At 62.5% G+C, this 23,204-nt stretch carries 18 protein-coding genes and 1 pseudogene; 15 read left to right on the top strand and 4 right to left on the bottom strand.

Annotated features, from left to right (window positions below):
- Window positions 1-9: 9 nt before the first annotated feature.
- Entirely contained in the window at window positions 10-831 is an 822-nt protein-coding gene (locus HX805_RS18995) for an aldo/keto reductase (protein ID WP_003208032.1), read from the bottom strand.
- 108 nt (window positions 832-939) lie between these two features.
- Between HX805_RS18995 and HX805_RS18990 the strand changes: the two genes are divergently transcribed.
- The 15 genes and pseudogenes from HX805_RS18990 to HX805_RS18920 form a co-directional block, all read left to right on the top strand.
- Window positions 940-1,434: a DUF1543 domain-containing protein gene (locus HX805_RS18990; protein ID WP_008437003.1), complete on the top strand. Its 495-nt coding sequence runs from the start codon at window positions 940-942 to the stop codon at window positions 1,432-1,434.
- Window positions 1,435-1,538: 104 nt separating this feature from the next.
- Window positions 1,539-2,639, top strand: coding sequence for a polyamine ABC transporter substrate-binding protein (locus HX805_RS18985; RefSeq protein ID WP_177036016.1), 1,101 nt, complete (start codon window positions 1,539-1,541; stop codon window positions 2,637-2,639).
- 25 nt (window positions 2,640-2,664) lie between these two features.
- Window positions 2,665-4,083 carry an aminotransferase gene (locus HX805_RS18980; protein WP_102369334.1) on the top strand — a complete coding sequence of 473 codons (1,419 nt, stop codon included), beginning with the start codon at window positions 2,665-2,667 and terminating at the stop codon, window positions 4,081-4,083.
- Window positions 4,084-4,139: 56 nt separating this feature from the next.
- A complete protein-coding gene (locus HX805_RS18975; protein WP_177117181.1) occupies window positions 4,140-4,997 on the top strand; it encodes a response regulator transcription factor in 858 nt (285 codons plus the stop codon).
- A gap of 87 nt (window positions 4,998-5,084) precedes the next feature.
- Window positions 5,085-5,366 (top strand): peptidylprolyl isomerase, encoded by a 282-nt coding sequence (locus tag HX805_RS18970; RefSeq protein ID WP_003208024.1) that lies wholly within the window; start codon window positions 5,085-5,087, stop codon window positions 5,364-5,366.
- A 140-nt stretch (window positions 5,367-5,506) separates the two neighbouring features.
- On the top strand, window positions 5,507-7,366 hold the full coding sequence (locus tag HX805_RS18965) for an extracellular solute-binding protein (protein ID WP_177117180.1): 1,860 nt from the start codon (window positions 5,507-5,509) through the stop codon (window positions 7,364-7,366).
- Window positions 7,366-8,427, top strand: a complete 1,062-nt coding sequence (locus tag HX805_RS18960; RefSeq protein ID WP_003208021.1) for a microcin C ABC transporter permease YejB — start codon at window positions 7,366-7,368, stop codon at window positions 8,425-8,427. Before HX805_RS18965 ends, HX805_RS18960 begins: the two co-directional genes overlap by 1 nt.
- Window positions 8,427-9,449 (top strand): ABC transporter permease, encoded by a 1,023-nt coding sequence (locus HX805_RS18955; protein ID WP_003208019.1) that lies wholly within the window; start codon window positions 8,427-8,429, stop codon window positions 9,447-9,449. The genes HX805_RS18960 and HX805_RS18955 overlap by 1 nt, the downstream gene beginning before the upstream one ends.
- Before the next feature lie 11 nt (window positions 9,450-9,460).
- Window positions 9,461-11,032 carry an ABC transporter ATP-binding protein gene (locus tag HX805_RS18950; RefSeq protein ID WP_008436992.1) on the top strand — a complete coding sequence of 524 codons (1,572 nt, stop codon included), beginning with the start codon at window positions 9,461-9,463 and terminating at the stop codon, window positions 11,030-11,032.
- Entirely contained in the window at window positions 11,029-12,426 is a 1,398-nt protein-coding gene (locus HX805_RS18945; RefSeq protein ID WP_177117179.1) for a sigma-54-dependent Fis family transcriptional regulator, read from the top strand. The genes HX805_RS18950 and HX805_RS18945 overlap by 4 nt, the downstream gene beginning before the upstream one ends.
- Window positions 12,427-12,722: 296 nt before the next feature.
- Window positions 12,723-14,114, top strand: coding sequence for a GntP family permease (locus HX805_RS18940; protein ID WP_177036017.1), 1,392 nt, complete (start codon window positions 12,723-12,725; stop codon window positions 14,112-14,114).
- Window positions 14,115-14,121: 7 nt separating this feature from the next.
- Complete coding sequence (locus HX805_RS18935; RefSeq protein ID WP_008436986.1) at window positions 14,122-14,895, top strand: 3-hydroxybutyrate dehydrogenase; 774 nt, start codon at window positions 14,122-14,124, stop codon at window positions 14,893-14,895.
- A gap of 169 nt (window positions 14,896-15,064) precedes the next feature.
- The gene (locus HX805_RS18930; RefSeq protein ID WP_177117178.1) at window positions 15,065-17,023 is read left to right on the top strand and encodes an acetoacetate--CoA ligase; all 1,959 of its coding nucleotides are present in this window, start codon (window positions 15,065-15,067) and stop codon (window positions 17,021-17,023) included.
- Between the two features lie 135 nt (window positions 17,024-17,158).
- Complete coding sequence (locus tag HX805_RS18925; protein ID WP_023658930.1) at window positions 17,159-19,696, top strand: PAS domain-containing protein; 2,538 nt, start codon at window positions 17,159-17,161, stop codon at window positions 19,694-19,696.
- A 27-nt stretch (window positions 19,697-19,723) separates the two neighbouring features.
- A pseudogene (locus HX805_RS18920) lies at window positions 19,724-20,014 on the top strand (peptidylprolyl isomerase); the annotation flags it as partial.
- 116 nt (window positions 20,015-20,130) lie between these two features.
- On the opposite strand, the gene HX805_RS18915 reads toward HX805_RS18920, so the two are convergent.
- The 3 genes from HX805_RS18915 to HX805_RS18905 all read right to left on the bottom strand — a co-directional run bounded on the left by HX805_RS18915 (window position 20,131) and on the right by HX805_RS18905 (window position 23,151).
- Window positions 20,131-21,039, bottom strand: a complete 909-nt coding sequence (locus tag HX805_RS18915; protein ID WP_177080231.1) for a sugar kinase — start codon at window positions 21,037-21,039, stop codon at window positions 20,131-20,133.
- A 129-nt stretch (window positions 21,040-21,168) separates the two neighbouring features.
- The gene (locus HX805_RS18910; RefSeq protein WP_003208003.1) at window positions 21,169-22,377 is read right to left on the bottom strand and encodes an amino acid deaminase; all 1,209 of its coding nucleotides are present in this window, start codon (window positions 22,375-22,377) and stop codon (window positions 21,169-21,171) included.
- Between the two features lie 9 nt (window positions 22,378-22,386).
- A complete protein-coding gene (locus HX805_RS18905) occupies window positions 22,387-23,151 on the bottom strand; it encodes an IclR family transcriptional regulator (RefSeq protein WP_003208002.1) in 765 nt (254 codons plus the stop codon).
- Window positions 23,152-23,204 lie beyond the last annotated feature (53 nt).

The raw sequence follows: 23,204 nt of genomic DNA, 5'->3' as shown, positions 1-23,204 counted from the left end.
TGTCGGCCACTAGACCATCGCCAGCGGATGCTTGCGCTTCGGCGCCCCAAAAACCCGGTCAATCGCGTCCAGGTCGTGCTCATCCAGCACCAGCTTCGCCGCTGCGGCATTGAGCCGGACATGCTCTGGCGTAACCGCCTTGGGAATCGCGATCACACCGTCCTGGCGCAAGACCCAGGCCAGGGAAACCTGGGCGGGTGTGACCTCGTGGCGACGGGCAATTTGCTTGAGGGTCGGGCTGGCCAACAGCTCGCCACCCTGGGCGATGGGACAGTAGGCCATCAAGGGTAAATTGTGTTGCTGCCACCATGGCAGCAGGTCGAACTCGATGCCGCGCTCCTCGATGTTGTAGAGCACCTGATTGGTGGCACAGGCCGGGGAAGCCAGCTCCTGCAGGTCTGCCACATCAAAGTTGGACACACCCCAACGACCGATCTTGCCTGCCTCACGCAAGCGCTCGAAGGCTTCTACCGTTTCTTCAAGGGGGTATTGCCCACGCCAATGCAACAGATACAGATCAATGTAGTCGGTGCCCAGGCGCTGGAGGCTGGCCTCACATGCACGTGGAATGCCCTTGTGGCTGGCATTGTGCGGGTACACCTTGCTGACCAGGAACACCTGGTCGCGCTTGCCGCGAATCGCCTCGCCGACGACTTCTTCGGCACCGCCTTCGCCATACATTTCAGCGGTATCGATCAGGGTCATGCCCTCATCGATACCCAGTTGCAACGCGGCCACTTCGGCGCTGCGCTTGCCGGGATCCTCGCCCATGCGCCAGGTCCCCTGGCCGATGACAGGGACGGGTACGCCGGCCAGATCAATGGTGCGCATGACAACCTCCTGATGAATTTGCGAATTAACAGTGTGGCACCGACTGGACAAAAGGGTTCAATCGAAGGAAGGTGGCCCTTTCCATCCCAGCCATAGAAAGGGCATGCAATGCTGTTTGTGGTCATGTTGGGGGGTAAGCACCCCCGGGCGAAAATCGAAGTGCATGATGTGGTGTTCGCCGTCGCCGACACCCTGGAAGCCGCCTACCCGCAACTGCGCGAGGGCTGGTTTGGCAGCCAGAAAGGTGTGCATATCGACTCCTGGATGACGGTGGATGGCGTTGACGGCTGGAAAGTCCAGCTCAGCCACCTGGCGCCGAACGCCGGGGCGCCGCGCCTGTATTTCATCAACCTGGGCGGGTATGAATCGAACGTCTTTGGCGAGGCACACCACTACCTGCTGGTGGTTGCGCGTACGGCCAGGGAGGCGGCAGCCCAAGGCAAACAGCAGATGCTCACGCACTGGACGCAATCCCACACCGACGGCGTACTGGATATCGACGACTGCCTGCCCATCGACCTGGTAGACGGGCGCTACATCCACCTGGAACCCGGCGTACACCGCCCGGTCGTCACGCGAAACGACTACATCGTACTGCCCTGACCGCCTCCTACCCGAACGGGGTATGGCGCCCCACCCGCCACCTGCCTGAAAGTGCAATCAGTCCCTCGGCCTGACAACAAGCACAACATCAAGGTGGGTTCGCCATGCATAAAGCCGTTATCGCCCTGTTCAGCGCTGTCTTGCTTGCATCAACGTCCGTCAGCCAGGCCGCTGACGACCCGGGCAACACCTTGCGCATCTACAACTGGGCCGATTACATCGGGGAACACACCCTCGCCGACTTCGAGAAAGCCACCGGCATCAAGGTGATCTACGACACCTACGATTCCTACGAGACCGTGCAGGGCAAGCTGCTGTCCGGGCGCTCGGGTTATGACCTGGTGGTGCTCAACGCGTCCCTGGTGCCGCTGCTGATCAAGGCCAAGGCCTTCCGGCCCCTCAACAAAGCGCTGCTGCCGGACTGGAACAACCTCGACCCGCAAGTGCTGAAAAGCCTGGAAACCCATGATCCGGGCGTGACCTATTCCGCGCCTTACACCTGGGGCAGCAATGGCGTGACCTACAACATCGACAAGATCAAGGAACGCATGCCGGATGCGCCCATCGGCTCACTGGCGATGATCTTCGATCCCAAGATCGTTTCGCGCTTCGCCGACTGTGGCATCACCTTCATGGACTCCCCTACCGACATGATCCCGCTGGCCCTGACCTACCTCGGCCTGGACCCCAACAGCGTGGCGCCCAAAGACCTCAAGGCCGCTCAGGACGTGCTGATGGCCGTGCGCCCGTACATCCGCAAATTCGACTCCAGCGGTTTTATCAACGGCCTGGCCAATGGCGAGTTGTGCATGGCCACCACCTGGTCCGGCGACTACGCCACGTCCCAGGCCCGGGCGGCGGAAGCCGGGGCCAAGGTCAACCTGGGTTACTTCATCCCAAGGGAAGGCTCGCTGATCTGGTTCGATAACTTCTACATCCCGGCCGACGCACCCCATGTGGCGAATGCCCACAAGTTCATCGAGTTCCTCCTGCAACCGCAAGTGATCGCCGGCGTAAGCAACACCATTCACTACGCCAACAGCAACCTGGCCTCCAAGCCCTTTGTAAATGCCGATATACGCGACAACCCGGCCATCTACCCGGACCCGGCGACGATGCAGCGCTTGTTCACCCAGAAAAGCCAGTCCCAAGCTGCCGTGCGCCTGATCACCCGTACCTGGAATGCCGTGAAGACCGGCAAGTGAAACCCAGCCATTGAAGGTAAACGCCATGACCCTGCCAAATCCTGACTTTTTCGCCCAGTTCGACCACGACCAACTGGACGCCGCCGACAAGGCCCATTACATGCACGGTTTTCATATGTTCGACGAACACCGTGAACAAGGCTCACTGAATATCGCGGCGGGTGACGGCGCCTACATCTACGACACCGCCGGCAACCGCTACCTGGATGCGGTCGGCGGCATGTGGTGTACGAATATCGGCCTGGGCCGCGAGGAAATGGCAGACGCCATCGCCAACCAGGTTCGCCAGCTGGCGTACTCCAACCCGTTCTGCGACATGGCCAACGTCACCGCTATCGAACTGTGCGCCAAGCTTGCCAGCCTGGCTCCCGGCGATCTTGATCATGTGTTCCTGACCACCGGCGGTTCCACGGCTGTCGATACCGCCTATCGTCTGGTGCAGTTCTATCAGAACAGTCGCGGCAAGCATGAGAAGAAACACATCATCTCGCGCTTCAGTGCGTATCACGGCTCGACGTTCCTCACGATGTCCATCGGCAACAAGGCCGCCGACCGCGCGCCGGAATTCGATTTCATGAGCGACTTGTTCCACCACATTTCATGCCCCAACTACTACCGGGCGCCGCAGGGCATGAGCGAGGCGCAGTTCCTCGATTTCCTGGTGGATGAGTTCGAAGACAAGATCCTGACCATCGGCGCCGACAAAGTGGCCGCGTTCTTTGCCGAACCGATCATGGGCTCGGGCGGCGTGATCATTCCGCCCAAGGGTTACCACCGGCGCATGTGGGAAGTCTGCCAACGTTATGACCTGCTCTACGTGGCGGATGAAGTGGTGACGTCCTTCGGCCGGCTGGGAAAATTCTTCGCCTCCCAGGAAGTGTTCGACATGCAACCGGACATCATCACCACCGCCAAGGGCCTGACGTCCGGCTACCTGCCGTTGGGCGCGTGTATTTTCTCGGACCGCATCTGGCAAGTGATCGGCGAGCCGGGCAAGGGCCGCTGCTTTACCCACGGCTTCACCTACAGCGGCCACCCGGTGAGTTGCGTGGCGGCGCTGAAGAACATTGAGATCATCGAGCGGGAAAACCTGCTGGCCCATGTCGAAGACGTCGGCGTGTACCTCGAACAGCGCCTGCAAACCCTGGCCAATCTGCCGCTGGTGGGCGACGTGCGCTGCCAGCGGCTGATGGCCTGCATTGAGTTCGTCGCCGACAAGCACACCAAGGCGCTGCTGCCGGACGCGGTGAACATCGGCGAGAAGATCCACCTGCGGGCCCAGGCCAAAGGCTTGCTGGTACGGCCCATTGGCCACCTGAATGTGATGTCGCCGCCGCTGATCATCACCCATGCCCAGGTGGATCAAGTGGTGGAAATCCTGCGCCAGTGCATCCTCGACACCGCCGAAGAGCTGCGCCAGAGCGGCGAGTATCAAGGCCGATGAGCCTGGGCGCCCCGGTGCTTTTGCCGGGGCCCTGGCCGGCGGGTAGACTGGCCGGCATGAACCAGCATGCCGATCACTGCCATGCCCCGTCCTTCCAGGTGCTTGACGCCTGGAATGGTGCGTTGGCCCACGCCTTCGCCAGCGTCGACGAAGCGTCATTCCTTGAACACCTGGCCTGCGCCCTCAGTGCGCTGACCCCTATCGAATCGATGATGATCAGCCTGGAGCGCCAGGGCCAGGCGCCACACTTGCTCTACCAGCAAGGCATCCCCCGGCCGCACTACGAAGAGATCATCAACCGTTACTTCTCCCGGGGCTACCTGCTGGACCCGTTCTGCCTCGCGGTAGACAAGGGCCTGGCCGAAGGTTTCTACCACCTGGCGCAGATCGCCCCGGACGATTTCTTCAACAGCGAGTACTACAAAACCTACTACCTGCGCAGCGGCGGCGCCCAGGAGAGCTACTACATCGTCGACCTGTGCCCCAACAGCAAGATTTCGTTGTGCATGTTCCAGGGGCTGAGTGCCGGCCAGTTCAGCGACGAACAACTGGCACTGCAACGAACCGCCCAACCCATCGTGCGCGAACTGCTACGCCGCTTCGGCACCACGGGCGGGCTGTGCAAGGTGATCAGCGACGAGGCCTTCACCCAGACCCAGGTGCATCAGCAGATTGAAGCGGCGTTCATGCATTTTGGCAGCGGCGTATTGACCGTGCGCGAACGGGAAATCGCCCATCTGATATTGCGTGGGCACTCGGTGAAATCCACCGCGCAGGTGCTGGGCATTTCCCCGGAAACCGTGCGCATGCACCGCAAGCATTTGTATACCAAGCTTGAAATCAACTCCCAGGCGGAGCTGTTTGCGCTGTTTATCGATTGGCTGACCCACAGCGGCGTAATGGCCCGATCCTGACCGTCCAGGCAACCCAGGGGAACTTTGCCAGGAAATAACCACCTGAATCCGGTACGCTCAGCATTTTTACCCAAGGAGATACCCCTCATGGCCAAAGCCACCGCCCGTCACATCCTCGTTGCCACCGAAGACAAGTGCAACGAACTGAAAGCGCAAATCGAAGGCGGCGCCGACTTCGCCGAAGTTGCCAAAGCCAACTCGTCCTGCCCGTCCAGCCGTCAAGGCGGCGACCTCGGTTCGTTCGGCCCGGGCCAAATGGTCAAGGAATTCGACACCGTCGTATTCAGCGCCCCGGTCAACACCGTGCAAGGCCCAGTGAAAACCCAGTTCGGTTATCACCTGCTGGAAGTAACCAGCCGTCAGGACTGATCCAGTCCGCGCTAATGTTTAAAACAACGGCCCACCCTTTGGTGGGCCGTTGTGCATCTGTGACAGTGTGATGACTGGCGAGGCGTACGCGCATAGCGTACAAATCCCTTTACCTCTTCACCCGGCGCCCAAGGCTGATAATGCGAGTCGCTTTTTCTACCCTGTTTTGCTCCACCCTGGCCCTGTTGCTGGCCAGCACCGCCGTGATCGCCGCGCCGCAATCGGCATTGACCGTGTACGGCGAGCCGGCCAAATACCAACCCGGCTTCACCCATTTCGACTACGCCAACCCCAATGCCCCCAAGGGCGGCAGCCTGCGGCGTTCGGCGATCGAAATCGGGCGCTACGACCATGTACTGCCTTATGGCGACAAAGGCATCGGGGTCAGCCAGGTCGATGGCTGGCTGTATTCGCCCCTGGCCCTGCGTTCGCTGGACGAGCCCTACACGGTCTACGGCCTGGTGGCGGAAAAGATGGAGCGGTCAGACGACGGTCTGTCCCTGCGTTTCTACCTGAACCCCAAGGCGCGTTTCGCCGATGGCCAACCGATCACCGCCGAAGACGTGCGTTACTCCTTTGACCTGCTGATGACCCAGGGCAGCCTGCGCTACCGCACGCTGTTCGCCGACGTCAAACACGTCGAAGTCGAAGGCCTGCGCCAGGTGCGCTTCGATTTCTCCAGCAACGAAAACCGCACCCTGCCCCTGGATGTCGCGACCCTGCCGGTGTTCCCCGAGCATTGGTGGAAGACCCGCAACTTCGCCGACGGCGGCGGCTACGAGATTCCCCTCGGCAGCGGCCCCTACACCATCAGCAAGGTGGATGCCGGCAACACCATCACGTTCAAGCGTGACCCGAACTGGTGGGGCAAGGACCTGCCCATCAGCCGCGGCCTGTACAACTTCGATCACCTGAGCCTGGAATACTTCGGCGACACCGAAGTCGCGCGCCAGGTCCTGCGGGGCGGTGCCTACGACTTCAACCGCGAATTCTCCGCCACCGGCTACTCCATCGGCTACAACGGCCCGGCCCTCGATGATGGCCGCCTACAACGCGCGCACCTGGCCAAGGAGGCACCGCAGCCGGCCCAGGGCTACGTATTCAACGTGCAAAAACCGATGTTCAAGGACCGCCGCGTGCGCCAGGCCCTGGCCATGCTGTGGGACTTCGAGTGGGCCAACCGGCAGATGATGCGCAACATGTACATCCGCCAGCAGAGCTTCTTCTCCAACAGCCCGCTGGCGGCGACCCAACTGCCGGACGCCCAGGAACTGGCGATCCTGGAACCTTTGCGCGGGCAGATTCCCGACGAAGTCTTCACCCAGGTGTTCAAGGCCCCCACCACCGACGGTACCGGGATGATCCGCGACAAGCAGCTGCAAGCCCTGGCCCTGCTGGAACAGGCCGGCTGGAAGCCCGACGGTGACAAGCTGGTGAATGCCGAGGGCGAGCCGCTGGAGTTCACCTTCCTCAACGCCCAGAACGGCCTTGAGCGCCTGTTGTTGCCGTACAAGCGCAACCTGGCGCAGATCGGCATCACCCTCAACATCCGCCGCATTGACTCCTCGCAATACGTCAACCGCCTGATGGCCCGGGACTACGACATGATCGTCACCGGCTTCCCGGTTACCACTTCGCCGGGGATGGAGCTGTACAACTACTTCGGTTCGGCCGCCGCGTTTGATACCGGCGCCAACAACTACATGGTGCTGAAAGACCCGGCCGTCGACAGCCTGATCAACGGCCTGGTCAAGGCTGATACCCAGTCGCTGATGCTCAGTTACGCCCACGCCCTGGACCGCGTGCTGCAATGGAATTACCTGTGGATCCCCAACTACTACCCGCCGGGCACCTCCGCCGCGTGGTGGAACCGCTTCGGCCGCCCGGCCGTGGAAGCCAAGACCGATGAGGCCCTGGAAACCTGGTGGGAAATCAGCCCCACACCGCTCACTAACGAGCAGATGAAAGCCGAACTGACCAAACGCCCGGGAGCCCGCTGATGTTTGCCTATATCGTGCGGCGCTTGCTGCTGATCATTCCCACCCTGGTGATTATCCTGCTGGTGAATTTCGTTATCGTGCAGGCCGCGCCCGGCGGGCCGGTGGAACAGGCCATCGCCCACCTGCAAGGTATCGGCGGCGGTGGCGTCGGCGGCTCGTCTGCCGAAAGCCTCAGCAGCGGCTCCCGGGCCAGCCGTGGCCTGGACCCGAAACTGATCAAGGACATCGAAAAACAATACGGCTTCGACAAGCCCGCGCCGGAACGCCTGTGGCTGATGCTCAAGAGCTACGCCCAGCTGGACTTCGGCAACAGTTTCTTCCGTGGCAAAAGCGTGACCGACCTGATCCTCGAAAAGATGCCGGTGACCATTTCCCTCGGCCTGTGGGCCACCTTGATCACCTACCTGGTGTCGATCCCGCTGGGGATTCGCAAGGCGGTGCGCCATGGCAGCAGTTTTGATGTGTGGAGCAGCACCGCGATCGTGATTGGCTATGCGATGCCGGCGTTCCTGTTTGCGATGTTCCTGATCGTGGTGTTCGCCGGCGGCACTTCGTTGAACTGGTTTCCGGTGCGCGGGCTGGTCTCGGAAAACTTCGACCAGTTGAGCACCGTCGGCAAGATCGCCGATTACTTCTGGCACCTGGTACTGCCGGTCAGCGCCCTGGTGATCGGCGGCTTCGCCACCTTGACCATCCTCACGAAAAACTCGTTCCTCAATGAAATCACCCGCCAGTACGTGGTCACCGCCCGGGCCAAAGGCTTGAGTGAACGCCGGGTGCTTTACGGGCATGTGTTTCGCAATGCCATGCTGCTGGTGATCTCGGGGATTCCCCAGGCATTTATCGCGGTGTTCTTTGCCGGCTCGCTGCTGATCGAGGTGATCTTCTCCCTCGACGGCCTCGGTCGCATGAGCTACGAAGCTGCAGTTTCACGGGATTATCCGGTGGTGTTCGGTTCGTTGTTTATCTTCACGCTGTTTGGCCTTTTGATAAAACTCATCGGTGACCTCTGCTACACCCTGGTGGACCCGCGTATCGACTTCGCCGCGAGGAACGCCTGATGCTCAAGCTCTCTCCCGTGGCCCGTCGGCGCTTTGAACGCTTCAAGAAAAACCGCCGCGGCTGGTGGTCGCTGTGGCTGTTTATCGGCCTGTTTATCCTGACCCTCGGCGGCGAGTTGATCGCCAATGACAAACCCCTGGTGCTCAGCTACCAGAATGAGCTGTATTTCCCGGTGTTCAAGCGCTACACCGAGCAGGAGTTCGGCGGGCAACTGCCGTTCCAGGCGGATTACCGCAGTGAATACGTGCAGAACCTGATCAAGAAGGACGGCGGCTGGATGCTGTTCCCGCCAATCCCGTTCAGCGACGACACCCCCAACTATGAGCTGACCCGCCCTGCCCCCAGCCCGCCCTCCAGCGTGAACTGGCTGGGCACCGATGACCAATCCCGCGACGTGCTGGCGCGGGTGATCTTCGGCGCCCGGGTGTCGATCCTGTTTGCCCTGGCTCTCACCGCCATCAGCGCCGCCATCGGCATCGCGGCCGGTGCGTTGCAGGGATATTACGGCGGCTGGGTCGACTTGCTCGGGCAACGAATATTGGAAGTGTGGTCCGGGCTGCCGGTGCTGTATCTGTTGATCATCCTGTCAGGGTTTGTCGAACCGAATTTCTGGTGGCTGCTGGGGATCATGGCGCTGTTTTCCTGGCTGGCCCTGGTGGACGTGGTGCGCGCCGAGTTCCTGCGGGGGCGCAACCTGGAGTACGTCAAGGCCGCGCGGGCGTTGGGCCTGGGGGACGGCAAGATCATCCGCCGGCATATCCTGCCGAACGCGATGACCGCTACCCTGAGCTACCTGCCGTTCATTTTGACCGGGGCGATTTCTACCCTGAGCGCCCTGGATTTCCTCGGTTTCGGCATGCCCGCCGGCAGCGCGTCATTGGGTGAGCTGATCGCCCAGGGCAAGCAGAACCTGCAAGCACCATGGCTGGGGCTGACCGCGTTTTTCACCCTGGCGCTGATCCTGTCGTTGCTGGTGTTTATCGGCGAGGCGTTGCGTGACGCCTTCGACCCACGCTCATGAAGGCCGTTGAGATGACTGAAAACCTGATCGAGATTCGCGACCTGAGTGTCGCCTTCAACGGCCAGACCGTGGTGCGCAAGCTGTGCCTGGACGTGCGCCCCGGCGAGTGCCTGGCGCTGGTGGGCGAGTCGGGTTCGGGCAAATCGGTGACCGCCCATTCGATCCTGCAACTGCTGCCCGAAGCCGGCACCGAAACCACCGGCTCGGTGCGCTATCGCGGCCAGGAACTGCTCGGCGCCTCGCCCGCCACCCTGCAAAAACTGCGGGGCAACCGGATTGCGATGATCTTCCAGGAGCCGATGACGTCCCTGAATCCGCTGCACAGCATCGAGAAGCAGATCGGCGAAACCCTGCTGTTGCACAAGGGCCTGGGCGGCAAACAGGCCCAGGCGCGGATCCTTGAATTGCTCGAACTGGTGGGCATCCAGAAGCCCCGGGAACGCCTCAAGGCCTACCCCCACCAACTCTCCGGCGGCCAGCGCCAGCGGGTGATGATCGCCATGGCCCTGGCCTGTGAACCGGAACTGCTGATTGCCGATGAGCCGACGACTGCACTGGATGTGACGGTGCAGCGCAAGATCCTGCTGCTGCTCAAGTCCCTGCAACAACGCCTGGGCATGTCGCTGCTGCTGATCAGCCACGACCTCAACCTGGTGCGCAGCATTGCCCAGCGGGTGTGCGTGATGAAGGCCGGGGAAATTGTCGAACAGGCGGATTGCGAAACCCTGTTCTGCGCCCCGCAGCACCCTTACAGCCGCCTGCTGCTGGATGCTGAACCGGCAGGCATCGTCTTGAATCACGAGGCGCGGGAGACGGTGTTGCAGGTGGATAACCTGAGTGTGCAGTTCCCGCTGGGCGGCGGACTGTTCCGGCGCAAGCAATACCTGCAAGCGGTGGATGGCATCAGCCTGGAGGTACAGCGCGGCAAGACACTGGGGATTGTCGGCGAGTCCGGCTCGGGCAAATCCACCCTGGGCCAGGCGATTCTGCGGCTGCTGGATTCCAGCGGCGCGATTCGCTTCCAGGGCGAGGCCCTCGACGGCCTGACGCAAAAGCAGATGCAACCGTGGCGCAAGCAGATGCAGGTGGTGTTCCAGGACCCGTTCGGCAGCCTCAGCCCGCGGATGTCGGTGGCGCAGATCATCAGCGAAGGCCTGGAAGTGCATGCGCCGTGCAGCCTCAAGGACCGCGAAGCCCAAGTGATCCGCGTGCTGGAAGACGTGGGCCTGGACCCTGCCAGCCGCCATCGCTACCCCCATGAATTCTCCGGCGGCCAGCGCCAGCGCATCGCCATCGCCCGTGCGCTGGTGCTCAAGCCGGCGCTGATCCTGCTGGACGAACCCACTTCTGCACTGGACCGTACCGTGCAGAAACAGGTGGTCGCCCTGTTGCTTGAGTTGCAGGAAAAGTACGGCCTGACGTACCTGTTTATCAGCCATGACCTGGCAGTGGTGCGGGCCCTGGCCCACGACATGATCGTGATCAAGGACGGTAAGGTGGTGGAACGCGGGCCCAGCGATGAAGTGTTTGCCGCGCCTCAACACCCTTACACCCGGGAACTCCTCGCGGCGGCGCACCCATGAGCACCACTGGCAGCCTCAAGGATTACCAATACGTTCGCGGCCTGGCGATCCAGTCGCTGTTCGAGATCATCGAGCAGTCCAGCGAAGGCACGGTGATTGTCGACGGTGACGCGAACATCGTCTGGATGAACGAGCGCTACGCGAAGCGCTTCGGCCTGAAAAGCGCCGACGAAGCCATCGGGCAACCCTGCGAGCAGGTGATTTCCAACAGCCTGTTGCGCCAGGTGGTGCGTAACGACCAGCCGATATTGCTGGATATCCAGGACACGCCCAAAGTCCCGCTGGTGGTGATGCGCCTGCCGATCCATGACGACGCCGGTAAGGTGATCGGTGCGATCGGGTTTGCGCTGTTTGATGAGCTGCGCAACCTGTCGCCGCTGATCGAGCGCTACCTGAGCATGCAGCAGGAACTGGCTTCCACTCGGTCGCTGCTGAGGTCGCGGCAGAGTAAATACAACTTCGCGCACTTTATCGGCACCAGCGCGGCCAGCCTGGAAGTCAAACGTCGGGCGCGGCGCAGTGCGAGTGCGGAGTCGCCTGTGTTGCTGCTGGGGGAAACCGGGACCGGCAAGGAGCTGCTGGCCCAGGCGATTCATGGTGCATCGCCTCGGGCGCACAAAGCCTTTGTGAGCATCAACAGCGCGGCGATTCCCCATGATTTGCTGGAAGCCGAATTCTTCGGCACGGCACCGGGCGCGTTTACCGGCGCCGACCGCAAGGGCCGCCCCGGCAAGTTGCAGATTGCCCAGGGCGGCACGCTGTTTCTCGATGAGATCGGCGACATGCCGCTACCACTGCAAAGCAAATTGCTGCGGGTGTTGCAGGAGAAAGAGTTCGAGCCGGTGGGCTCCAACGAGATGATCCACAGTGATGTGCGGGTGATTGCGGCCACGTCCATGGACCTGGAAGCGGCAATCAAGCGCGGCGAGTTTCGGGCGGACCTGTATTACCGGCTGAATGTGCTGCCGATCCAGGTGCCGCCGTTGCGCGAGCGGCTGGATGATTTGCCGGCGTTGAGCGAGGCGATTCTGGAGGAGTTGCGCAGCCAGCATGAGCTGGACCGCGAGGCCTTGGCGCTATTGGCGCAGCATGCGTGGCCGGGGAATATCCGCGAGCTGCGCAATGTGCTGGAGCGGGCGGCGCTGTTGAGTGATGACCTGGTGCTGGATGCCAGTGAAATTCGCGCAGCAATTGGTACATTCAGCCCGGTTGAGCAGAGTTCGGTAGAGACCGTTGAGGGCGAGAGTTTCAGCGCGGCCCGGGAGCGGTTTGATCGGCAGGTGATTGGGGCGGCGTTGAAGCACTGTGAGGGGAATGTGGTGGAGGCGGCGAAGCGGCTGGGGCTGGGTCGGTCGACCTTGTACAAGAAAATGGTTGCCCTGGGCATCGCCTAGTCTCCAAAAAGAGACACAATTCCAAATACAGAGAAAATCCAATGTGGGAGCGGGCTTGCTCGCGAATGCGGTGTGTCAGTGCCTGAATTACTGCCTGATACACCGCATTCGCGAGCAAGCCCGCTCCCACATTTGATCTCCAACAGTCTCAAATTCGGGACAAAACTTGAGAGTACTCTCACAGATCAATAATTTCTCTATATATTTCAATAGGTTAATAACTTGGCACACATCTCGCTAAAGACCCTCCCCACCGCCTCACCCCCACAAAAATAACAATCAGATGGAGACACACCATGAGTGTGATCATTGCCCTCGCAGCCCTGGCGCTGCTGATGCTGGCCGCCTACCGTGGCTACAGTGTCATCCTGTTCGCCCCCATCGCCGCCCTCGGCGCCGTGCTGCTCACCGACCCTTCCGCCGTCGCTCCCGCGTTCACCGGGGTGTTCATGGAGAAAATGGTCGGCTTCCTCAAGCTGTATTTTCCGGTGTTCCTGCTCGGCGCGGTGTTCGGCAAGCTGATTGAAATCTCCGGTTTCTCGCGCTCCATCGTCGCCGCTGCGATCCAGGTGCTCGGCACCCGCCAGGCGATGCTGGTGATCGTGCTGGTGTGCGCCCTGCTGACCTACGGCGGCGTGTCGCTGTTCGTGGTGGTGTTCGCGGTGTACCCGTTTGCCGCCGAGATGTTCCGCCAGAGCAATATCCCCAAGCGCCTGCTGCCGGCGACCATCGCCCTAGGCGCGTTCTCGTTCACCATGGACGCCCTGCCCGGCACGCCGCAGATCCAGAACATCATCCCCAGCACCTTCTTCAACACCACCGCCTGGGCCGCGCCGTGGCTGGGGCTGATCGGCACGATCTTCGTGTTCTGCGCCGGCATGCTGTACCTGGCCCGCCAGCGCAACAAGGCCCAGCGCGCCGGTGAAGGCTATGGGACCGAGCTGCGCAACGAGCCGGAAACCGCCGAAGACATCAAGCTGCCCAACCCATGGATCGCCCTGTCGCCGCTGCTGCTGGTGGGCATCATGAACCTGCTGTTCACCCACTGGATTCCGCTGTGGTACGGCAAGACCCACACCCTCAGCCTGCCGGGCATGAGCGTGCCGGTGCAGACCGAAGTCGCCAAGCTCACGGCAATCTGGGCGGTGCAGGCGGCGTTGCTGGTGGGGATTATCGTGGTGCTGGTGTTCGGCTTCTCGGCGATTCGCAGCAAGCTCGCCGAGGGCAGCAAGAGCGCGGTCAGCGGCGCGCTGCTGGCGGCGATGAACACCGCTTCGGAATACGGTTTTGGTGCGGTGATCGCCTCGCTGCCGGGCTTCCTGGTGCTGGCGGACTGGCTCAAGGGCATTCCCAACCCACTGGTCAACGAAGCGATTACCGTGACCCTGCTGGCCGGCATCACCGGTTCCGCCTCGGGCGGCATGAGCATCGCGCTGGCGGCCATGTCGGAGAGCTTTATTTCAGCGGCCCATGCGGCCAATATCCCCCTTGAAGTACTGCACCGGGTCGCGGCCATGGCCAGCGGCGGCATGGACACCCTGCCCCACAACGGCGCCGTGATCACGCTGCTGGCGGTCACCGGGCTGACCCACCGCGAAGCCTATAAAGATATTTTCGGCATCACGATCATCAAGACCCTCGCGGTGTTCGTGGTGATTGGTACTTTCTACGCCACCGGCATTGTGTGAGGTTGATATGACGACATTGAACGGCAAGACCGCCCTGGTCACCGGTTCCACCAGCGGCATCGGCCTGGGCATTGCCCTGAGCCTGGCCAAGGCCGGCGCCAACCTGATCCTCAACGGCTTCGGCGATGCCAGCGCGGTGATCGCCCAGGTGCAGGCCTTCGGCGGCAAGGTCGGGCATCATCCGGCTGACGTCAGCGACCCGGCGCAGATCGCCGAGATGATCGCCTACGCCGAGCGCGAGTTTGGCGGCATCGACATTCTGGTGAACAACGCCGGGATCCAGCATGTGGCGCCGGTGGATGAATTCCCGGTGGAGCGCTGGGATTCGATCATTGCGATCAACCTGTCGTCGGTGTTCCACAGCACGCGTTTGAGCCTGCCGGGCATGAAAGCCAAGGGTTGGGGGCGGATCGTCAATATCGCCTCGGTGCATGGGCTGGTGGGTTCGGTGGGCAAGGCGGCTTACGTCGCTGCCAAGCACGGGGTGATCGGGCTAACCAAGGTGGTGGGCCTGGAAACAGCCCAGAGTAATGTCACCTGCAATGCCATCTGCCCGGGCTGGGTGCTGACGCCGCTGGTGCAGAAGCAGATTGATGACCGCATTGCCAGCGGGGTTGACCCGCAGCAGGCGCAGCAGGATTTGCTGGCGGAGAAGCAGCCGTCGCTCGAGTTCGTGACACCGCCGCAATTGGGGGAGCTGGTGCTGTTCCTGTGCAGCGAAGCCGGCAGCCAGGTGCGGGGCGCGGCGTGGAATATCGACGGTGGCTGGCTGGCCCAGTAAACGACGATTCCCAAGACACCGCAGCTCAAATGTGGGAGCGGGCTTGCTCGCGAATGCGGTGTATCAGTTAACACATCTGGAACTGACCCACCGCATTCGCGAGCAAGCCCGCTCCCACATTTTGATCGGTGTCGTTAGATAGATCAGATAATAAAAAAGAGATTTCCTTATGTCCGAAATACTCTGGCAACCCTCCCCCGAACGCATCCACAACACCCGGATGGACCAGTTCCGGCGCTTCATCAATGATCGCCATGCCTTGCAGATCAGCGACTACCCGGCCCTGCACCAGTGGAGCATCGACCAGCGCCCGGACTTCTGGCAGTCGATTGTCGAGTTTTTTGAGGTGCAGTTCCGCACGCCGCCCAGCGCGGTACTGATCGAAGACGCCGAGATGCCCAGCGCCCAGTGGTTTCCCGGCGCTACCCTGAACTTTGCCGAACACCTGCTGCGCCGCCGCGACGATCACCCCGCCGTGGTCGCGATCAGCGAAGACGGCCAGCGCGAGCAACTGACCTACGCCGAACTGGCCCGCCATGTCGCCGGCCTGCAACGCAGCCTGCGGGCGGCCGGCGTGGGCGTAGGGGACCGGGTGGCCGCGTGCATGCCCAACACCTGGCAAACCCTGGTGGGCATGCTCGCCACCACCAGCCTCGGCGCCATCTGGTCGTGCTCCTCGCCGGACTTCGGCACCCAGGGCGTGATCGACCGCTTCGGCCAGATCGAACCCAAGGTGCTGATCACCTGCGCCGGTTACCGCTACGCCGGCAAGGTCATCGACCAAAGCAGCAAGCTCAATGAAATCCTCGAACGGCTGCCGTCCCTGCAACAGCTGATCATCGTGCCCTATGCCCGCCCGCAGGCGCGTCCCGAGGAGTATCAGACCCGGGCCCACGTCGCGCTCTGGGACGACTTCTACAGCCCCGGCGGCGAGCCCGATTTCGTCGCCGTGCCCTTCGATCAGCCCCTGTACATCCTCTATTCCAGCGGCACCACCGGCGTGCCCAAGTGCATCATCCACGGCACCGGCGGCGTGCTGCTCACCCACCTCAAGGAACACGGCCTGCACGCCGACCTGTCGCGGGACGACTGCCTGTTCTACTACACCACCTGCGGCTGGATGATGTGGAACTGGCTGGTGTCGGTACTGGCCATCGGCGCCACGGCGGTGCTGTATGACGGCTCGCCGTTTCACCCCGGGCCGGAACGCCTGATGGACCTGATCGACCAGGAAAAAATCAGCGTGTTCGGCACCAGCCCCAAGTTCCTTGCCACCCTGGAGAAGGCCGGGCTGCAACCGCGGCTGAGCCATGACCTGGGCAGCCTCAAGGGCCTGATTTCTACCGGCTCGCCGCTGTCGCCCCAGAGCTACGACTACGTGTACCGCGAGATCAAGCCCGAGCTGTGCCTGTCGTCGATGTCGGGCGGCACCGACATCGTGTCCTGCTTCGTGATCGGCAACCCGGTGCTGCCGGTGCGCCGTGGCGAGATGCAGTGCAAGAGCCTGGCAATGGCTATCGAAGTGTGGGACGACCAGGGCCACCCGCTGGTGGGCGAAAAAGGCGAACTGGTGTGCACCCGGCACTTCCCGGCAATGCCCATCGGCCTGTGGAATGACCCGCACCAGGAAAAACTGCGGGCCTCGTATTTCAGCCAGTTCCCGGGCGTGTGGGCCCAGGGTGACTACGCCGAACAGCGGCCCAACGGCAGCCTGCTGATCCATGGCCGCTCGGATGCGGTGCTCAACCCCGCAGGCGTGCGCATCGGCACCGCGGAAATCTATCGCCAGGTGGAAAAAGTGCCTCAGGTCCTGGAAAGCCTGGCCATCGGCCAACGCTGGCAGGATGACGTGCGGGTGGTGCTGTTTGTGCGCCTCAACGATGGCATCGAACTGGACGACGGCCTGGAGCAGCAGATCCGCCAGGTGATCCGCGCCAACACCACGCCGCGCCACGTGCCGGCGAAGATCCTCGCGGTGACGGATATCCCGCGCACCATCAGCGGCAAGATCGTCGAGCTGGCGGTGCGCAACGTGGTGCATGGCGAGGCGGTCAAGAACACCGACGCACTGGCCAACCCCGAGGCGCTGGAGCAATTTCGTGATCGCCCGGAGCTGGCAGAAAGATGAAACGTTTTAGCCTTTAAGCACTCATTTGAAGACAAACCCCTCAAGCATGCTATTTTTCGAGGGTGGAAAGCCGGCCCCGGGTCGCGGGATAATCGGCTTTTGTCATTCTTCAAGCGTTACGCGCAGGGCATTTACATGAACGTATCACCCACCGGCAGCGAGGCCGCAGCACTGATTGCGCGGCTGGACTGGGCACGAAGCCCCCTCGGTGACGCCATTGATTGGCCGCAAAGTCTCCGTACCGCCGTCGACATCGTGATCCATTCACCGATGCCGATGCTGTTGCTGTGGGGCGCCGAACTCACCCAGATCTACAACGATGGCTTCGCGATGCTGGCGGGCAACAAGCATCCGGCAGCCTTCGGCCAACCGGCTGACCTGATCTGGCCTGAGCTCAAGCCGTTTACCGACCCGATCTACAGCGCCGTCCTCATGGGCCAGGTGCGCACCTTCACCGAGCAGCGTTTCGTCCTGCAGCGCAACGACCGCGACACCGAGATCTGGCTCGACCTGACCTACAGCCCGATCCGCGACGAGCGTGGCGAGGTCGCCGGGATCCTGATTACCGCCATCGAAACCAACGAGCGCCGGCGCATCGCCCTGGAACTGCAGCAGCGCACCGAGAACAGCCTCAAGGCCCAGCGCAACACCGAGCAACGCCTGCAGCTGGCCCTGGCCGCCACCGATGCCGTGGGCACCTGGGACTGGGATATCGGCGAAGACCGCTTTATCGCCGACGCCCATTTCGCCCAACTGCACGGTGTTGACCCGTGCGACGCCGACCTGCTGCCCATCAGCGACTACCTGCAAGGCGTGCACCCCGAAGACCGTGGCATGGTGGCCCGCAGCATCAAGCACTGCATCACCCACGGCACCGAGTACGCCGAGGAATACCGCCTGCAGCGCGCCGACGGCGAAGTGCGCTGGGTGTTTGCCCGGGGCCGCTGCTACAAGGACCACCATGGCCGACCGGCGCGTTTTCTCGGCGCCGCCCTCGACCTGACCGAGCGCAAGCACACCGAACAGGCCCTGCGCCAAAGCCAGACCGAGCTGCAACTGATCATCAACGCCATGCCGGTGTTGATCGGTTATGTCGACCACGAGCAGCGTTTTCGCCTGAACAACAGTGCCTATCTGGAATGGTACGGCATGACCCCGCAGGAGTTGTACGGCAAGAGCATCCGCGAAGTCGTGGGCGACGAAATCTATGCCGGGCGCGTCGACAAGATCGAGGCGGCGCTCAAGGGCAAGGCCTGCAGTTTCGTTACCGTCACCCCGCACCATGACGGGCGGCCACGCCACGCGCTGATGAAGTACCTGCCGCGTTTCAGCGCTGACGGTTCAGTCAACGGTTTCTATATTTTTGTAATCGACGAGACCGAGCGCAAACTCACCGAGGAAGCCCTGCGCCACCTCAACGAAAACCTCGAAGAGCGCGTCAGCCAGCGCACCCAGGCCCTGGCCGAAGCCAACCAGCGCCTGCAAAACGAGATGTTCGAGCGCGAGCGTGCCGAAGACGCCCTGCGCCATGCCCAGAAGATGGAAGCGGTCGGCCAGCTCACCGGCGGCATCGCCCATGACTTCAACAACATGCTCACCGGGATCATCGGCAGCCTGGACCTGATGCAACGCTATATCGCCGCCGGGCGCAGCGACGAGATCGGCCGTTTCACCGACGCCGCCGTATCCTCGGCTCATCGCGCCGCTGCGCTGACCCATCGCCTGCTGGCCTTCTCCCGCCGCCAATCCCTGGACCGCAAGCCGGTCGACCCGAATCAATTGGTGGCGTCCCTGGAAGACCTGTTCCGCCGCACCAAGGGCGCGCACATCGAACTCAAGGTGCAACTGGGCACCGACGTGTGGCCGGTGAACACCGACGCCAGCCAGCTGGAAAACGCCCTGCTCAACCTGGTGATCAACGCCCGCGATGCGATGCCCGACGGTGGGCAATTGTGCATCGAAACCGCCAACAGCTACCTCGACGGCACCGACATCACCACCCTGGAACCGGTCAAGGCCGGCGACTATGTGATGCTCGGCGTGAGCGACAACGGCGCCGGCATGACCGCGAAAATCCTCGCCAAGGCCTTCGACCCGTTCTTCACCACCAAGCCCATCGGCCAGGGTACCGGGCTTGGGCTGTCGATGATCTATGGGTTTGCACAGCAATCCGGCGGCCACGTGACCATCCAAAGCGAACCGGGCCAGGGCACCTGCGTGCGCCTGTACCTGCCGCGCCTGCATGGCACGGCACTGGAGCGGACCACGCCCGCTACCCAGGGCGAAGCCCCGGTAGCGCTGGAAGGCGAAGCCGTGGTGGTGGTCGAGGACGACCCGGCAGTGCGGATGCTGGTGGTGAATGTGCTGGATGAACTGGGCTACACCGCACACCAGGCGGCGGATGCACGGGCGGCGCTGCCGTTGCTGGAGTCCGACTTGCGCGTGGATTTGCTGGTGACTGATGTGGGCTTGCCGGGGATGAACGGCAGGCAACTGGCGGAAATCGCCCGGCAACACCGGCCGGACCTGAAGGTGCTGTTCATGACCGGTTACGCCGAGAAAGCCGCCGAGCGCCAGGGGTTCCTGGAGGAAGGCATGGACATGGTGGCCAAGCCGTTTTCGATTGACCTGCTGGCCAACAAAATCCGCAGCATGATCAGCTCAGAGGCCTGACTTCAGGCATAATCGCGCGCCGTTTCACATCAGGACCGATCAATGAAAGCCCAAGCCCGTCACATTCTGGTGAAAACCAGTGAGGAAGCCGAACAGCTCAAGCAGCGTATTGCCAAGGGCGAAGCGTTTGATGTGTTGGCCAAGAAGTACTCCACCTGCCCTTCCGCCAAGCGCGGCGGTGATTTGGGTGAAGTGCGGCCGGGGCAGATGGTGGGGGTGATTGATGCGGTGATCTTCAAGAAGCCCGTGAAGGTGGTTCATGGGCCGATCAAGAGCAAGTTCGGGTATCACCTGGTGCAAGTGTTTTACCGCGATTGATGGCTGATCGTTCCCACGCTCCGCGTGGGAATGCCTCACCTGACGCTCTGCGTCCGCTCTTGGGACGCAGAGCGTCCCTGGCTGCATTCCCACGCGGAGCGTGGGAACGATCAGCGTCAGTCTCGGGGAATGAGTGCACCTGGCACCTGAATCACCCGGCTCGCCAGCCGATGCCCGGCCAGTGCTGCATCCTGCGGCGAGCCGCCCTTGAGCCGACTGGCCAGGTACGCCGCACTGAACGAATCCCCCGCCGCCGTGGTGTCGACCACCTTCTCCACCACCAGCGCCGGCACCTCGAACCGCTCCCCCTCACAGCGAATCAAACACGCATCCGCCCCGCGCTTGAGCGCCACCTCGGCAATCGTCGGGTACGCCGCAAACACCTGCTCGCTGTCTTCATAGCCGAACAACGCCCGTTCGTCATCCTCGGTCAGCAAGGCGATATCCACCTCGGCCAACACCGCGTGATACGCCGCGCGTGCGGCGTCCACGCTGGCCCACAGGCGTGGCCGGTAGTTGTTATCGAACACCACCTTGCCGCCGCGCTTGCGGGTTTCGACCAGGGTTTCCAGCAGGCGCGCACGGCCCACTTCGCCCAGCACAGCCAGGGTGATGCCGCTGAAATACACCACGTCGTACGTCGGCAACGCTGCCAGGATCGGCTCGGCCGCCGGAGTGGTGAAGCAGTCGCGCACGGCCGCTTCATTGCGCCAGTAGAGGAATTTGCGTTCGCCGTTGGCATCGGTCTGGATGCAGTACAAACCCGGCAGGCGCCCGGGCAGGCGCTGGACCATGCCCAGGCCCAGGCCTTCTTCGGCCCAGTGCTTGCACATGGCATCGCTGAAGCTGTCATCGCCCAGGGCGGTGACGTAGTCGACGGTGCTCGGTTCACCCAGTTCGCGGCGCAGGTAGACGGCGGCGTTCAGGGTGTCGCCGCCGAAGCTTTGTTGCAGGCTGCCGTCGGCGCGGTGTTGCAGTTCGATCATGCATTCGCCGATGAGGGCGATGCGGGGTTTTGTGTTCATGCCTGGGGTCTCTCGATGTACTGGAGGGCCTCTTCGCGAGCAAGCCCGTTCCCACATTTGAATGCATTTCAACTGAAGGAACTCGGTCGAATGTGGGAGCGGGCTTGCTCGCGAAAGGCGCGACTCGGTCTAGAAGCAGGTATGCAGGCTTTCGATCACCTGCAACTGCTCATCCACCAGATTACCCACTTGCCACTTGTCGAAGGTCAGGCACGGGTGGGATGTGCCGAAGGAGATGATGTCGCCAATGCGCAACTCAACCCCCGGTGCGACGACCATGAACGCATGCTGGTCCATCACGGCGGTGACCTTGCACGCGGTCACGTCATCACCCTCGGCTGGCAGCACGCCAGCCTTGTAGCGCTTGAGCGGCACCGGCAGGCCGGCGTCGTAGGCGACGTCGCGCTTGCCCAGGGCGATCACCGCGAAGCCCGGCTCCGGCAGCGACTGCACATGGGCCCAGACTTCCAGCGCCGGGCGCAGGCCTTCGTTGAGGTCGCTGCGACGGTCGAGTACGCAGCACTGCGCGTCTTTGTAGATGCCGTGGTCGTGAGCCACGTAGCTGCCCGGGCGCAATACGCTGAGGAAACGGCCAGCGGCGTTCTGGGCTTCGAAGGATTCGGCAATCAGGTCGTACCAGGCCGAACCCGAGGCGGTAATGATGGGCTTGGCCAGGTCGAAGGCGCCGCTGTTTTGCAGGTCGACGGCCAGGCGTACCAGGGAGGCGGCGAATTCGCGGATGCCACTGATGGCGTGCTCGCCGTGGATCACCCCTTCGTAGCCTTCGATGCCGGTGAGGGCCAGCGCAGGCTGGGCCTTGATCGCCTTGGCCAGGTCGAGCACCTGTTGTTCGGTGCGGCAACCGCAACGCCCGCCGACCACGCCGTATTCGATCATCACGTTCAAGCGCAGGCCACGGGCGGCGAAGAACAGGCCCAGGTCGGCGACGTTGTCCGGGTGGTCGACCATGCAGTGGAAGTCGAATTCGGGGTCGGCCAGCAGGTCGGCGATCAGCGCCATGTTCGGCGCGCCCACCAGTTGGTTGGCCATCAACACCCGGCGAACCCCACCGGCGTACGCAGCGCGGGTCTGCACGGCGTTGGCCAGGGTGATGCCCCAGGCGCCCTGCTCGATCTGCCGCTGGAACAGCGCGGGCATCATGCTGGTCTTGCCGTGAGGCGCCAATTGCGCACCGCTGTTGCTGACGAAATCCTGCATCCAGCGGATGTTGTGTTCCAGGGCGTCACGGTGCAACACCAGGGCTGGCAGGCTGACGTCACGGACCAGATGTGCACCGATGGCGGCGGCGCCTTTTTCAACGGCATTGAAGGCAGACATAAGGGTTTCCTATTCGTTGATGCGACGGGCCAGGTTGTTCGCACTGTCGATCAGCACCCGGCGGTAGTCGTTGTAGTTTTTGATCGCATCGGCCCGTGGGGCGACGATGCACAGGGTCGCAATGCTGATGCCTTGGGCGTCCCGAACCGGGGCGGCAAAGCAGTGGGTAAAGGTGTCGGCGACACTGTCGAAGGAGAAGAATCCGTCGAGGGTGGCCTGACGGATTTGCCCGAGGAAGGTTTCCAGAGGCAGGCGCTGACCGTCCGGGAGGATGAAGTCGTCGTAGTCGATCAGGTCGATGATTTGCTGGTCGCTCAGGTGGCCCAGCAGCAGGCGGCCGGAGGCGGTCCAGGGGATCGGCGCGTTCTCGCCGATGTCTGAGGAAATGCGGAAATGCCGCTCGCCTTCGCGCATCAGGGCCACGGTGTATTTGCGGCCATTGAGCAGGCACATCTGGGCGGTTTCGTGGGTTTGGCTGACGATTTCCTGCAGGGCGTGGTCGGCTTCGCGGGTCAGGTCGAAATGGCGCAGGTGGGCCTGGCCGAGGAAGTACAGCTGACGGCCGAGGTAGACGTGACCGTCCTTGCCGACGGTTTCGAGGATGCGCCGTTCCAGCAGCGAGGCCACCAGTTCGTAGACCGTGGATTTGGGGCTGCCGATGCCGCTGGCGATGTCATTCGGGCGCAGGGGCTGGCCGATTTCCTTGAGGAAATCGAGGATATCGAACGCCCGGTCGAGGCCTTTGGCGCGGCGTTTGATGGTGTCTTCGGTCATGGCAGTCGTCGGTCCCGTTTGAAGATGTAGCTATCAACACAGCCCCCCTGTGG

The organism is Pseudomonas sp. G5001, from assembly GCF_013385475.1.
GTDB lineage: Bacteria > Pseudomonadota > Gammaproteobacteria > Pseudomonadales > Pseudomonadaceae > Aquipseudomonas.
The sequence above is the reverse complement of the archived record's forward strand: the minus strand, read 5'-3'. Positions and strand labels throughout refer to the sequence as shown.